This window comes from Paranoxybacillus vitaminiphilus, from assembly GCF_003259935.1.
In the GTDB taxonomy this organism is placed as follows: Bacteria; Bacillota; Bacilli; order Bacillales; family Anoxybacillaceae; genus Paranoxybacillus; species Paranoxybacillus vitaminiphilus.
Genome location: NZ_QLMH01000014.1, coordinates 52,127 through 66,483 on the forward strand (window position 1 = coordinate 52,127; position 14,357 = coordinate 66,483).

Consider the following 14,357-nt stretch of genomic DNA (forward strand, 5'->3'; position numbering starts at 1 on the left):
TTTGCTTGTTGCCTTGTTAAAAAACGGCTCACCTATATCTTTGCTGGATGATTGGAGCATAGAGCAGCTTGATTGGTTGCGGAAGAAAGAAACGTTTATTTGTCCGGTATGCAAAAATGAGGTTGTGTTAAAATTAGGAAGAAAGCGTATTACACATTTCGCCCATCGAAAGGAAGCTGTTTGTGCTATTGAACATGAAACAGAGTCTTCTTATCATTTGGCAGGAAAAGCGGATTTGTTTCAATGGTTAAAAAGGCAAGGTTTAGAGATAAAGCTTGAACCGTATTTGCAGTCCATCCGGCAACGCCCTGATTTGCTGTTTTCGTATAAAGGAAAAACATACGCTATCGAATATCAATGTTCCACAATAAGTGAAGAACTGTTTCGAAAGCGGACGGCTTCGTTTTTAAAAGCAGGAATTAAGCCGTTATGGATTCTCGGCGCGAATCGTTTCCATCGCTCTTCTGCTTATTCTTTCAGACTTTCCGCTTTTCAATGGCTGTTTGCCCATCCGGCATTGCCTCCATCTCATCTCCTAATTCTTTATTATTGCCCGCAAACAAAACGATTTTTTCGTATTGTTCCTCTTGCCTCTTTTTCCGTTTATAACACTTTCTCAACGGTTATTATCGATTCTGTTGAACGGCTGTCATTCGAGAAACTGTTCCATATAGATTCTATTTCATTGCCAAGCATGTTTTGGCACGAATGGTTCATGCAGAAAAAACGCTGGCGGCTGACGTTTCCGTTTTATCCAACGAAAGAAAATCGTCTCGTTTGCACGTATTTTTATAAGCATAATATCGTTCCCGCACTTTTTCCGATTGAAGCAGGTTTGCCAATTAAATATGGCTATTTATTTGAAACACCGCCGTTTATTTGGCAGACGTATATATTCATTGTTATGATGAAAAAGCAAAAAAACGGTATGTTTTATTTTAGCGATGTATACTCATCCATCAGCCAAATGGTGCGCACTCGCAAACTAAAAGTAAGAAACTTGCCGCTTCACTACTTTCGCGCGATTAACGAGTATTTATTATTGCTTGTACAACTAGGATATATAAAAATAGTGAATAGCACGACCTTTCAGCTAATCAAACCGTTTACCGTTCCAAAAACGATTGAGGAAGCGCTCAAAATGGATTATGAGTTGCTAAAAATAATCGAAAAACGCGGTTTTATCCTTTAGTTTAGAGGGAATTTCCGAAAAAATCGAGAATACTATTAAATGCATCCATAAAGGAAAAGGAGGTTTGCCGGCATGGCAGAAAATAAAACAGTCAAAACGCTTCCTTCCCGAAGCGAAATCCCTGTTGAGGACACGTGGAGACTAGAAGACATTTTTCCTACCGACGAAGCGTGGGAACAAGAGTTTCAAGAAGTGAAAAAAATGATTCCGAACATTTTGAACTACCAAGGAAAACTTGGCGAATCAGCAGACGTTCTTTACGAGGCGCTTCAATATCAAGATGAATTATCGATGCGGCTAGGCAAGCTGTATACATATGCCCATATGCGCTATGACCAAGATACAACGAATTCGTTTTATCAAGGTTTGAACGACCGTGCTTCCAATCTTTATTCTGAAGCAGCAAGCGCGATGTCGTTTATCGTTCCGGAAATTTTATCGATTGATGAAAATAAACTAAAAACGTTTCTTGAAGAAAACGCGGAATTGCGATTGTATGAACATGCTTTAGATGAAATCAACCGCCAGCGCCGGCATGTTTTATCGGCAAAAGAAGAGGCGCTGCTCGCTCAAGCGGCAGAAGTAATGGCATCATCAAGCAATACGTTTGGGATGTTGAACAATGCCGATTTAACATTTCCAACGATTATTGATGAAAACGGCGACGAAGTGGAGGTGACACACGGCCGCTATATCCGTTTTCTTGAGAGCGAAGATCGCCGCGTACGCCGTGATGCGTTTAAAGCGGTTTATGAAACATACGGCAAATATAAAAACACATTTGCGAGCACATTAAACGGGGCGGTTAAAAAGGACAACTTCTTTGCGCGCGTCCGCAATTACAAATCAGCCCGTGAAGCGGCATTAAGCAGCAATAACATTCCGGAAAGCGTGTACGACAATCTCGTCGAGACGATTAATAAAAATTTGCATTTGCTACACCGCTATGTCCGCTTACGTAAAAAAGTATTAGGCGTTGACGAATTGCATATGTATGACTTATATACACCGCTTGTGAAAAATGTAAACATGAAAGTCACATATGAAGAAGCAAAAGAGTATTTGTTAAAAGGACTGGCTCCGCTTGGTGAAGATTATTTGAATGTCATCAAAGAAGGCTTTGAAAACCGCTGGGTCGATGTCCATGAAAATAAAGGAAAACGAAGCGGAGCGTATTCATCAGGTTCATATGGCACAAATCCGTATATCTTAATGAACTGGCAGGACAATGTAAACAACTTGTTTACGCTCGCTCATGAATTTGGACATTCTGTACACAGCTATTACACAAGAAAAACGCAGCCATATGTATATGGAAATTATTCGATTTTCGTCGCAGAAGTAGCATCGACGTGCAACGAGGCGCTGTTAAATGATTATTTGTTAAAAACGATTGATGATGAGAAAAAACGTCTGTACTTGTTGAATCATTATTTGGAAGCCTTCCGCGGCACGGTGTTCCGGCAAACGATGTTTGCTGAGTTTGAACATATCATTCATCTAAAAGCGCAGGAAGGCGAAGCATTAACGGCTGATTTGTTGACATCGATTTATTATGATTTAAATAAAAAGTATTTCGGTGATGACATTGTCATTGATGAAGAAATTGGTTTAGAATGGGCGCGCATTCCGCACTTTTATTACAATTACTACGTCTACCAATATGCGACAGGATTCAGTGCGGCAACCGCATTAAGCAAACAAATTTTAGAGGAAGGAGAACCGGCTGTAAAGCGTTATATCGAGTTCTTAAAAGCGGGAAGCTCCGATTATCCAATTGAAGTGTTGAAAAAAGCGGGCGTCGATATGACGACAGCGAAGCCGATTGAGGAAGCATGCAAGGTGTTTGCACAAAAATTAGAAGAAATGGAACAGCTTCTGTCATAAGCAAAAACAGAGGGGTTGCCTCCCATAAATGTATGTTCTCACATATAGCGTTTTGTCCATTGTTATGCGTTGTGGGGGGCTGCCACTTTGCTTTAGTGTTTAAATCCGTTAAAGCGATTTCGATGATTTAATATCGATAGTGTAAAGAGGATGGAGAGAAATAATAGTGGCGCTGCAATAAGGAGTGGAACAAGCTTCATAAGTCCTAATAAATAGAAAAATAAAGAAACGATCGTCATTAATCCGGCAAAAAAGAGCGGGAGTTTTTTCATAATCTCCTCCGAAATTGTTTTCATTCTTCATATATTTTAACTATATGATCGTTCATAAAATTCATTCATGATCACTTAGGCGCTTGGATTATAACAATTGTTGAGCTGCTATTTCATAATCAATATCAATTATGACAAAAATGTGAACAATCACACAAAGTTATTGTCAAAACTCAAAAAGGTTTGCTATTATAATAACGTGAATGGAATCACAAACAAACAAACTTATACCCCTTTGTTTGACCGTGAAAAATTTCTCCCATCCCCTTTGTTGTCTTGATGACGAGAAAAAGACTCGGCATTTGCCGAGTCTTTTTCTTTATTTATCTGCACAGGAGATATATCGCCAAAATGTTCCATATTTCACTGGAACTTTTTCTACTTTTTGTTTCAACTGCAATTTTTTCATTTCCCTTTCGACTTCATTTGGCGGCATATTATAGACAACCGCGATTTCTTTTGTAGCGACAAAATTAAAATAACTTAAAAATGACTCCAGCGGTGGTGGAGGAGCTGGTTCAGGCAGAAATCCGAGCATTTCATGGATAAGCTCCACATAGATTTCATAAGGATAACAGCCGGAAATTTTTATGCCTTCCTCTTCGATATTTTCGTTGAAGAAAACAAGGGAAGGGATTTCATGAACATCCATCTCTGAAGTAATTTTTAAATCGCATTGAAATGCTTTGGCTGCACTGTTTGAGTAAAGGTCTTTCATAAATTCATCCACATCGAGCTGAACGCTTTTGGCACATTCAATTAATATAGCTGGATTAGAAATATCTTGTTTTTCTAAAAAAACGACTTCTTGCAATTTCCTTAAAAACCGGATTCCTGCGCTCCTCCCTTGCAGCTCTGCGGCTTTAATGGCAATAGAGGCAGCGTAAGGGGGAGAAATGGGATTTTCCAATGATAAACTTCTGTCACAAGCCATTCTCGAGCGGCTTGCTGTTCGCTCCCATGTTTGCGCGATATTTTCAAACTTTTGTTTTTTCGTTACATTTAGCGTTGCTAATTTTCCGCTTAATACATATCTGAGAGTAAAATAGCGTCCGTATTCAATAAAAAGCTTTTTAATGATTGGCTCAAGTGCCCAACATTCAGGGCATAGCGGATCGATAAATAAGTAAATTTCTAAAGGTTTTTTCTCGCTTCGGCAATGCTGGGAAGCCGGCCAAGTGTTTGTCTCTTTCCCAGCTAACTTGTCGCTCAAGTGAATACTCCTTTCTCTGTAGAATTGTCTGGTGTATTAACCATATGATGAGCTGTTAAAACAAGCCGTTGAAAAAACTCTTCACGCAAGGGGCCGGACAAACCAACTTCATCCATTGCTTCACTCATACAAGAAAGCCATGCTTTTGCCCGTGTAGGTGTAATTTCGAATGGTAAATGGCGAGCCCGCAGCATTGGATGACCATGCTCTTCCGTATAGAGAGGCGGTCCGCCTAAATATTGTGTTAAAAACTGCTTCTGCTTTCTTGCTGTTTCCGTTAAGTCTTTTGGGAAGATCGGCGCCAGATCCGGATGCCTTGCCACAAGTTTATAAAAAGCTTCGACAAGCTTTGAAATCATTTCTTCTCCGCCAATCGCTTCATAAGGTGTCTCGAATTGCTTTGCCATATTCCAAAACTCCTTTAGAAAATAAATATTACGTACTGCTATTTTAACAATCACGATGGCTTATCTCAAATAAAGCGCCTCAAAAAAAAAAAAGCGGAGGCGGCTTGCTTAGCTCTCGAAGCCAAATGTTCTTCACCCGCAGAAGTGCTTGACACTTCGAGGGGGAAGGTTATTTGGCAGAAGAGAGCTAGCCGCCGAAGCTGGACAAAAAAAAGCGGAGGCGGCTCAATTTCGCCTAAAGGCTGCCCACGTCCTGTGGGCAACGGCGAAATGTCGCCATCCTAGCTCCCTCAAAGCCAAATGTTCTTCGCCTGCAGAAGTGCTTGGCGCTTCGAGAAGAAGAGAGCTAGATAAACAGAAAACCCGCCTTCAATTGAAACAGCGGGTTTTCGTTATGAATAGTATGTGTCCATCACTTTTTTCACATACGCTTGCGTTTCTTTAAACGGAGGAATCCCGCCATATTTATCGACGTTTCCGGGACCTGCATTGTAAGCGGCAAGGGCAAGCGCAATATTTCCATTATAGCGGTCGAGCAAGCTTCTTAAATACTTTGTTCCCCCTTCAATATTTTCAACGGGATCAAAAATATTATGAACACCCAGCATTTTTGCTGTACTTGGCATGAGCTGCATTAAGCCGGCGGCGCCAGCGCGGCTCTGTGCATATGGATTAAAGTTCGATTCGTGTTGAATAACGGCTTTAATTAAGCGGGAATCAATATGATATTTTTTGGCTGTCTGCTCAATAATCACCTCAATATCTTCGCGTATGGCGCCGGTTTTCGATTTGGAAAGAGAAGCCGGTGGCGTTGTTTTATTTACGGTCGATGTTTCTGGTGAATTGGCTATTTTCAGCTCACTGTTTAACATCTCTGATAAAAAAGTTTGAAAGGAAAATGATTCGCTTGTATTGTTCGGTTTCGTTGAATTTGACGTAAAACTGCGCAACGCCTGCAATTCCATCAACATTTTCGCTAACTGAACGTTCATTGCTCTCCCTCAATTTGATATTTTTTTAAATAAAACCGTTTAATTTTATTATCGGTTTTGCGAATCGGAATATTAAATGAACGAAGCAATTCTTCAAAAACTTGTTTTCCTAAAGTAAAATTCGTTGTTTCATATTCGATTTCATAGTCATCGGTTTGCAAATAATGGCTATGGTCAAGCACGAGAACACCGCCTTTATAGTCGAACTGGGCACGGTAGGTGGAAAGGGTGCCGAAATATTGAATTTGTTCTGGTTCAATTCCTAAAGCTTTTATGATCTCGCGCACTTCTCCTTTCAGCATAGCTTGTCCATGAAGAAGAGAATGGGCCTCTTCCTTCGTAAGCATTTCATGTGTTTCGAGCAGCCCTTCTTTGTGAGGCTGTTTTAATGTTAATGTATAAGTTCCGTTTTTTAAGCGAATGCGTAAAGCGGCTCCTTTTTCTTTTAAAGAAAATTGCTGCGTATCAAAATAGTGATTTTCTTGATAAATAAATTCTTCATCAGCAACTTGGAACGCTTCTTTAAGTGTCATAAATTCTTCTTTTGTAAGCAAATTTTTAAACTCAATTTCCAATTCTTGCTTCATTGCTTTCGTCCTCTCGTGCTTTCTACAACTATTATGTAATGTTTATGAATGAATATCAATGGTTTATTGTGCATAGGAGTAATGTGGTAAAATAGATATGGATCGTTTCGTTTAGTGGAAGGAGATAGTTATGAGGAAAAAAATAACGATTGAGAAAACGGAAAGACAACATGACAAGTTGTTATTATTCCCTGCACCGCACTCTTTTTCTCTCGAAGAGGCGAAGGCGAAAAATTATATGTTGGTTGACTCGGATGAATTAGCGTTTGTATATATTATTGAGGTGGATAATGAGTTTATTTACATTTCGATTCCCAACTCTTTATGGCCGGAGTTAAACGAAGCATTGAAAGCTCATCTGCCTGTTTTTCTGCAGGATGAAACCGTATTACTGGAACTTACAGGAATGGCGGATGAACTAACATACTTAATTGAAAACATTGATGGCAATGCGAATTATGGAGAAGAGATGGAGAAAGCGGTAAAAGAAGTATTCCGCGTATAAACTTGTTTATGGTTGGTGGTGGTTGCATGACAAAACATTGGGATTTATTTTTAGCTCCTTACAAACAAGCGGTAGAGGAGTTAAAAGTAAAGTTGAAAGGAATGCGGGCGCAGTTTGAAATGCAAGGGGTTCATTCACCGATTGAGTTTGTGACCGGAAGAGTAAAGCCGGTTGCAAGCATTCTTGATAAAGCGCAAAAGAAAAACATTCCGCTCGATAAGCTTGAAGAACAAATGCAAGATATTGCGGGGCTAAGAATGATGTGCCAGTTTGTTGATGACATCAAGACGGTTGTAGAGCTGTTGCGGAAACGAAATGATTTTGAAATCGTTGAAGAGCGGGATTATATTACGCAAAAGAAAGAAAGCGGTTATCGCTCGTATCATGTTGTGATTCGTTATCCTGTGCAAACGATTCATGGCGAGAAAAAAATTTTAGTCGAGATTCAAATCCGGACGCTTGCGATGAATTTTTGGGCGACCATTGAGCATTCTTTAAACTATAAATATAGCGGCCGCTTTCCAGAGGACATTAAGCTGCGTTTGCAGCGTGCAGCGGAAGCAGCTTATCTTCTCGATGAGGAGATGTCAAAGATTCGTTTTGAGATTCAAGAAGCACAAGCTGTGTTTTCACGAAAACAAGAAGCGAAGCAAGAGGAATGATGATGATGAAAAAGGATGGGAAAATGAAATTTGCGATTACATCTAAAGGAGACGCAATGTCGAATACGTTAATGCAAAAAATGAAAACGTATTTATTAGATTTTGAACTGGAATATGATGAAGATCAGCCGGATCTTGTTATTTCTGTCGGCGGAGATGGGACGCTTCTTTATGCGTTTCACCGCTACCGCAGCCGTCTCGATAAAACAGCGTTTATCGGTGTACATACAGGCCATCTCGGTTTTTATGCTGACTGGGTGCCTGATGAAATTGAAAAGCTTGTCATTGCGATTGCGAAAACTCCTTATCAAATCGTAGAGTATCCGTTGTTAGAGGTCATTATTCGCTATAATGACGGGGGAAAAGAAACAAGATACCTTGCCTTGAATGAATGTACAGTAAAAAGCGTGAGCGGAACGCTTGTGATGGACGTTGAAATTAAAGGAGATTTATTTGAGACGTTCCGCGGTGACGGACTTTGCATTTCTACACCATCCGGAAGCACGGCTTATAATAAAGCGCTGGGCGGGGCGATTTTGCATCCGTCCCTGCCGGCGATTCAAGTAGCTGAAATGGCCTCGATTAACAATCGGGTGTTCCGAACAATCGGCTCACCGCTTGTGCTTCCGGCTCATCATACGTGTTTATTGAAGCCGGTCAACGATGTGGACTTTCAAATCACGGTGGATCATTTATCTTTGCTTCATAAAGATGTGAAATCGATTCAATGCCGCGTTGCCAATGAAAAAATTCGGTTTGCCCGCTTCCGGCCGTTTCCGTTTTGGAAGCGCGTCCGTGATTCGTTTATTTGTGATTAGAAAGAAACAGAAAGGATTAGAGAGTTGAAGTCGTTTGTGTTAACTTGGAATATTACTGAAAAAGACGAGGGGAAGCTTGTCCGCGAGTTTTTGAAGGAGCAAAACATCTCGCGGACAGCGTTGACAGATATTAAGTTTCACGGAGGCGGCATTTATGTGAACGGAAAGTTCGTTACTGTTCGTCATGTACTGCGGGCAGGTGAGGTGCTTGAAGTGCATTTTCCGCCAGAACAACGCAGTGCCGATATGGTTCCACAGCCGCTTCCTCTTTCTATTATTTATGAGGACGACTATTTGCTTGTCGTAAACAAGCCGCCGTTTATGTCTACCATTCCTTCGCGAGAGCATCCAACGGGAACATTAGCCAATGCTTTGCTTTTTTATTATGACCAACAACAGCTGCCAACAACCATTCATGTTGTTACACGACTTGACCGGGACACCTCTGGGTTATTGCTAGTTGCGAAGCACCGCCATGTCCATCATCTGCTGTCAGAATTGCAAAAGAAGGGGCAAATCAAACGGCGGTATGAAGCGATTTGTCATGGCCAGCTAACTCAAGATAAAGGAACGATTGATGCACCAATCGGCCGTAAAAGCGATAGCATTATTGAGAGGGAAGTGCGTGAAGACGGTCAAAGAGCAGTGACACACTTTCAAGTCATAAAGCGCATGCAGCATTATACGCATGTTTCGTTGCAGTTAGAAACGGGACGGACACATCAAATTCGTGTTCATATGAGCCATATTGGTCATCCGCTTGTCGGTGATGAACTATATGGCGGAAGCAGGGAAAAATTATCACGTCAAGCATTACACAGCAAAGAGCTTTCGTTTTTTCATCCGTTTGTAAAGAAAGAATATTGCTTTCAATCCGATCTTCCGGATGATATGAAACGACTGATTGAACAAGAACTTGACCCAAATGCAAAGTGTTAGACAATATATAGGCTATAATGTTTATATATCGTTTGGGGCTGAACTCAGAGACTTATGGGTCAGCCCCTTTCTATGTTAAGCAAACTCTCTAAATTTTTCGCGTATGAAAGGCATGGTAGACGGAACGGACACGGTTTCCATTTCCGGATAGCGCAGCGCTGTTAACTTTCCGCCAAAAACGCATCCTGTGTCAATGTTTACTGTTCGATTAACGATGCGCGGTTCTTTTACTGGAGTATGTCCGTATATAATCCAAGCCGGTCCTTTATAATGCTTTGCCCAATCCCGGCGGACAGGGGTGCCGTCGGGATTCGTTTCCCCGGTAATATCTCCGTACAGCACAAATGTCTGTGCTTTTTTGTCATATCTTCCTATATAGTCAGCGCGAATGCCCGCATGAGCGATAACAAGCTTTCCGTGATCAAGCACTTCATAGAGGGGAGCATTTTCGTATAATTTCATAAATTTTTTCCGAATTTCTACTTGCTTATCAGAAGATAAAGATTCGTATTCCGCCACCGTTGTTTCGAGACCGTGAGTAATTTGTACATTTCGACCGAGAAAAAAGCGATACAGCTTGTTGCAGTGATTTCCCGGCACATAGTAAGCAAGGTGGCTGTTAACAAGACGATACACGGTTTCAATTACTTTTAACGACTGCGGACCACGGTCGGTTAAGTCGCCAACAAAACCGAGTTTTCGTCCTTGTGGATGAACAGGAATATCATTTTTCCACTCGTAACCGAGTTTTTTTGTCAGTTCTTTCAATTCATTGTAACAGCCGTGGATGTCACCAATAATATCTATTTTCATAAGTTCACCAACTTTCAACGTTTATTTTCATTTTTAGCAGAAATTTGGTTCATCACTATAAAATGTGGTTGATTTTCCATCAGAAGTTTGTTAGAAGGCCGCCTGGTATCATTATGGTAATAAAAGTAAATAAAATAAAGAATAGTAACATGTATTACACAAAATGAATTGTTTGTCAAGCACACATTGTGGTAATGAACCAGAAATTTGTTTTTACTAAACAAAAAAGGCTGTCTCATAAGGGTCTGACCTCACGTGTGTCTCACAATATACAGTTCATTTATGCCATATGATGGTCCTAATATATTGTGTTGTGAGCTCTGACCCTTGTTTTTTGAGACAGCCTTCTTATTGATGCTCGGAAGAAAACATAAATTTTTTCGTGCGCGAGCGGACGTTTAAAACAAGTCCGATTGCAATCATATAGGTGGCGAGCGAACTTCCTCCATAACTGATAAACGGCAGCGGCAAACCTGTGATCGGCAAAAGTCCAATCGTCATACCGATGTTTTGGAATACTTGAAACGTAATCATGCCAATGACTCCTGCGCACAAATAACTGCCGAATAAATCATGGCTTTCTAAAGCGGTATGAATCATTCGATAAACTAATAAGAAGAATAAAGAAATAACGATGCTGGCACCGATAAAACCGAATTGTTCGGCAATGACTCCAAAAATAAAATCGGTATGCGCTTCTGGGAGATAAACTTCTAAATTTTGATATCCTTTTCCATAAAGTTCACCAGAACCGATGGCAAGCAAGGAGCGGATTAATTGGAAGCCTTGCTCATTGGAATACTCGTATGGAGCCAGCCAACCGTAAAAACGGTCTAATTGATATTCCTTCAAAATGTATTTATGGAAAAAATCTGGGAATTTAAAGTAAATAAATACTAATGTAGCGGCAGCAACAATACCGCTGAAAATAATGCCGAAAATAATGCGCCAGCGAATGCCGGAAACAAGTATTAAAGAACCGAGAATAGCCGTAAAGACCATTGACATTCCTAAGTCAGGCTGTTTCATTAATAACAGTAGCGGCGGAAGCGTCGCTAAAACCATTTTTCCTAACAGCTTAAAATCATCCTCAATCGTCGGATTAGGATTTTTTTCTCTATGGTTCACAATAATGCGGCTAAGGACAATAATCATAAAAATTTTCATCAATTCAGACGGCTGGAAGTTACCAAGGGGACCAAGTGAATACCAGCTCGTTGCCCCTTTAATCGTTTGTGTTCCCGGCACTCCAAGCTCAAGCCCGAGCAGCAGCAGCATGCCAAAACCGTACAAATACCAAGCAATTTGAAAGAAGCGGTCATAGTCGATAATCATCGTCGCTGCAATGACAAATGCGCCGACACCGTACCACATCAATTGCTTTTGCGCAAAGTTCACTTCTTGCAGCTTCAGCGGCAGGGAAGGCTCGGCGCTATCAATGGCAATTGCACTAATAATCGCCATCAAAAAGAGAATAAACAGCAAATTATAATCCAGTTTTTGTTGAGGTGTTTTATCGTTTTCCATCTTTCACCCATCTCCATATTAACAGCTTTACCATATCCATATTAGCTAATTACATTATTTTTGCAAAGAGGAGTGTTTAAATCAAGCGGAAAAACTTGCTTATTTCGTTACAAATGAGATAAGATTTGTTAATATGATTAAGGCGGCGCACTAATGATTGAGAGGAGGGAATGATGACATGCGAAACTTATTAGAAAAACAATTAAAAAAGCGGGAGTATGAACAAATTACCGCTTTGCTCTTAAATGAAAATATTGATGAGTTCCGTCGGTTGTTTTTAGATTTGCATCCATATGACCAAGCAAAATTTTATGTCAAACAAGAACAGGACATTCGTCTGCGTATGTATCATTACCTGTCACCTAAAGAAATGGCCGCCATTTTCGAGCAATTAAAAATTGAAGAGCAGAAATATAAAATTTACCTGAAGGAAATGGATCCTACTTTTGCAGCGCAAATGCTTTCCTACATGTATACCGATGATGCAGTCGATATTTTAAATGAACTCGATAAAAGTGATGTTGCTAATTATTTAACGATTATGGGCGATGAAGCGGCAAAAGAAATAAAAGATTTGCTTCATTATAAAGAATATACTGCCGGCAGCATTATGACGACGGAGTATATCGCTCTTCATGCCAATGAGACGGTTCAGTCGGCGATGCAAATTTTAAAACGGGAAGCGCTGCATGCTGAGACGATTTACTATCTTTACGTCATCGATGAAGATAAGCGGCTTGTCGGTGTTTTGTCTTTGAGAGATTTGCTTGTTTCCGATGATGATACGATGATTTGTGATATCATGAACGAACGAGTTGTGTTTGCGCTTGTTGATGAGGATCAAGAAGAAGTGGCCCGCAAAATGAGCGATTATGATCTTTTAGCGATTCCTGTTGTAGACTCCGCAAAACATTTGCTCGGGATTATTACGGTTGATGATATTGTTGATGTCATCGCCGAAGAAGCATCAGATGATTATTCGAAATTAGCGGGTGTAACGGACATGGATTCCGGAGATAAGAATCCGTTTAGTGCGGCGAAAAAAAGATTGCCGTGGCTTGTTATTTTATTGTTTTTAGGAATGATGACAGCAAGCCTTATCGGACGATTTGAGCAAACGCTTGAGAAGGTGTCGATTCTTGCGGTATTTATTCCGCTTATTGCCGGAATGTCAGGAAATACGGGAACACAAGCGTTAGCGGTGGCGGTGAGAAGTCTTGCGACGGGGGATTTTGAACAAGAGGGGAAATGGAAGCTGATTGTCCGGGAAGCAGGAACAGGCTTGATTACTGGAACAACTTGCGGTGTATTGATTACGCTCATTGTTTATTTATGGAAACATGATATTTTTTTAGGATTGCTTGTCGGTTTTTCGCTATTAGCTACATTAACGGTGGCAACGGTTGCTGGGGCGCTTGTTCCGCTGATTATGTATAGGCTGAAGGTCGATCCGGCTGTGGCGTCAGGACCATTTATTACAACGATTAATGATATTATCAGCATTTTCATTTATTTTGGATTAGCGACCATATTTATGAACTATTTGCTTTAAAACATTGGAATATTCAAAAAATCCCTATTTTGCCATAGGGGTTTTTTTGCTATAATAAAATTAACACTTGGTACTAATAACAAATAATAAAAGTTAGAATATATTTTAGGAGGATGACAAAATGAATTTATCTTTAAAAGGCCGGACATATGTTGTGATGGGTGTAGCTAATAAACGAAGCATTGCTTGGGGAATTGCCCGCTCATTGCATGCAGCCGGGGCTCGTTTAATTTTTACATATGCTGGCGAGCGTTTCGAAGCAAGTGTTCGCGAATTAGTGGCAACGCTTGAAGATGAAACAGCGCTTGTACTTCCTTGCGATGTGACAAAAGATGAGGAAATTACTCAATGCTTTGCTGAAATTAAAGAAAAAGTCGGTGTTATTCACGGTGTGGCTCACTGCATTGCGTTTGCCAATAAGGAAGATTTGAGCGGCGAATATATGAACGTAAGCCGTGACGGATTTTTATTGGCGCATAATATTAGCTCTTATTCATTAACAGCTGTGGCAAGAGCGGCAAAAGATTTGATGACAGAAGGCGGCAGCATTGTGACGCTTACATATCTTGGCGGCGAGCGTGTTGTACAAAACTATAACGTTATGGGAGTTGCCAAAGCTTCACTTGAAGCGAGTGTGAAATATTTAGCCAATGACTTAGGAAAATACGGAATTCGTGTTAATGCTATTTCCGCTGGACCAATTCGTACATTATCCGCAAAAGGTGTCAGCGACTTTAACTCTATCTTAAAGGAAATTGAAGAACGTGCTCCGTTGCGACGCACAACAACGCAGGAAGAAGTAGGCGATACGGCATTATTCTTATTCAGCGATTTATCGCGCGGCATTACCGGCGAAACCATTCATGTTGATTCCGGATACCACATTTTAGCTAGATAATGAAGAAAAGCGTAGGCGGCGCGATTAGCTCTCGAAGCCAAATGTTCTTCGCCCGCAGAAGTGCTTGCACTTCGAGGGAGAAGGTTATTTGGC

15 protein-coding genes are annotated in these 14,357 nt (G+C 40.7%); 8 read left to right on the plus strand and 7 right to left on the minus strand.

All coding sequences use genetic code 11. The annotated features are described in order from the left end of the window. Window position 1: 1 nt before the first annotated feature. A complete protein-coding gene (locus tag B0I26_RS13880; RefSeq protein WP_181502913.1) occupies window positions 2–1,192 on the plus strand; it encodes a competence protein CoiA in 1,191 nt (396 codons plus the stop codon). Window positions 1,193–1,264: 72 nt separating this feature from the next. After that, window positions 1,265–3,079, plus strand: a complete 1,815-nt coding sequence (gene pepF / locus B0I26_RS13885) for an oligoendopeptidase F (protein ID WP_111646024.1) — start codon at window positions 1,265–1,267, stop codon at window positions 3,077–3,079. Between the two features lie 92 nt (window positions 3,080–3,171). Here the strand turns inward: pepF and B0I26_RS13890 are convergent, their stop codons facing one another. From B0I26_RS13890 to B0I26_RS13910, 5 genes are all read right to left on the minus strand, one after another. Further along, entirely contained in the window at window positions 3,172–3,351 is a 180-nt protein-coding gene (locus B0I26_RS13890) for a hypothetical protein (protein WP_111646025.1), read from the minus strand. 319 nt (window positions 3,352–3,670) lie between these two features. Beyond that, window positions 3,671–4,564: a ClpXP adapter SpxH family protein gene (locus B0I26_RS13895; protein ID WP_111646026.1), complete on the minus strand. Its 894-nt coding sequence runs from the start codon at window positions 4,562–4,564 to the stop codon at window positions 3,671–3,673. Next, window positions 4,561–4,971, minus strand: a complete 411-nt coding sequence (locus B0I26_RS13900) for a globin domain-containing protein (RefSeq protein ID WP_111646027.1) — start codon at window positions 4,969–4,971, stop codon at window positions 4,561–4,563. Before B0I26_RS13900 ends, B0I26_RS13895 begins: the two co-directional genes overlap by 4 nt. A 392-nt stretch (window positions 4,972–5,363) precedes the next feature. Beyond that, complete coding sequence (locus tag B0I26_RS13905) at window positions 5,364–5,963, minus strand: lytic transglycosylase domain-containing protein (RefSeq protein ID WP_111646028.1); 600 nt, start codon at window positions 5,961–5,963, stop codon at window positions 5,364–5,366. Continuing rightward, a complete protein-coding gene (locus tag B0I26_RS13910; protein ID WP_111646029.1) occupies window positions 5,960–6,550 on the minus strand; it encodes a CYTH domain-containing protein in 591 nt (196 codons plus the stop codon). The genes B0I26_RS13905 and B0I26_RS13910 overlap by 4 nt, the downstream gene beginning before the upstream one ends. A gap of 130 nt (window positions 6,551–6,680) precedes the next feature. Here B0I26_RS13910 and B0I26_RS13915 point away from each other — a divergent pair, with 130 nt between their 5' ends. Genes B0I26_RS13915 through B0I26_RS13930 form a run of 4 tightly spaced genes read left to right on the plus strand, consistent with a single transcriptional unit; the run spans window position 6,681 to window position 9,474 of the window. After that, complete coding sequence (locus B0I26_RS13915; RefSeq protein ID WP_111646030.1) at window positions 6,681–7,055, plus strand: UPF0738 family protein; 375 nt, start codon at window positions 6,681–6,683, stop codon at window positions 7,053–7,055. Window positions 7,056–7,081: 26 nt separating this feature from the next. Further along, the gene (locus B0I26_RS13920; protein WP_111646031.1) at window positions 7,082–7,717 is read left to right on the plus strand and encodes a GTP pyrophosphokinase; all 636 of its coding nucleotides are present in this window, start codon (window positions 7,082–7,084) and stop codon (window positions 7,715–7,717) included. A gap of 23 nt (window positions 7,718–7,740) precedes the next feature. Next, window positions 7,741–8,535 (plus strand): NAD kinase, encoded by a 795-nt coding sequence (locus B0I26_RS13925; RefSeq protein ID WP_111646039.1) that lies wholly within the window; start codon window positions 7,741–7,743, stop codon window positions 8,533–8,535. A gap of 24 nt (window positions 8,536–8,559) precedes the next feature. Further along, window positions 8,560–9,474 (plus strand): RluA family pseudouridine synthase, encoded by a 915-nt coding sequence (locus B0I26_RS13930; RefSeq protein WP_111646032.1) that lies wholly within the window; start codon window positions 8,560–8,562, stop codon window positions 9,472–9,474. Between the two features lie 75 nt (window positions 9,475–9,549). Here B0I26_RS13930 and prpE read toward each other — a convergent pair whose 3' ends face one another. Both prpE and B0I26_RS13940 read right to left on the minus strand, forming a co-directional pair. Continuing rightward, on the minus strand, window positions 9,550–10,287 hold the full coding sequence (gene prpE, locus B0I26_RS13935) for a bis(5'-nucleosyl)-tetraphosphatase PrpE (RefSeq protein WP_111646033.1): 738 nt from the start codon (window positions 10,285–10,287) through the stop codon (window positions 9,550–9,552). 348 nt (window positions 10,288–10,635) lie between these two features. After that, complete coding sequence (locus tag B0I26_RS13940; RefSeq protein WP_111646034.1) at window positions 10,636–11,814, minus strand: FtsW/RodA/SpoVE family cell cycle protein; 1,179 nt, start codon at window positions 11,812–11,814, stop codon at window positions 10,636–10,638. Window positions 11,815–11,992: 178 nt separating this feature from the next. Here B0I26_RS13940 and mgtE point away from each other — a divergent pair, with 178 nt between their 5' ends. Further along, the gene (gene mgtE, locus B0I26_RS13945) at window positions 11,993–13,366 is read left to right on the plus strand and encodes a magnesium transporter (RefSeq protein WP_111646035.1); all 1,374 of its coding nucleotides are present in this window, start codon (window positions 11,993–11,995) and stop codon (window positions 13,364–13,366) included. Between the two features lie 121 nt (window positions 13,367–13,487). Next, a complete protein-coding gene (gene fabI / locus B0I26_RS13950; protein WP_111646036.1) occupies window positions 13,488–14,264 on the plus strand; it encodes an enoyl-ACP reductase FabI in 777 nt (258 codons plus the stop codon). Window positions 14,265–14,357 lie beyond the last annotated feature (93 nt).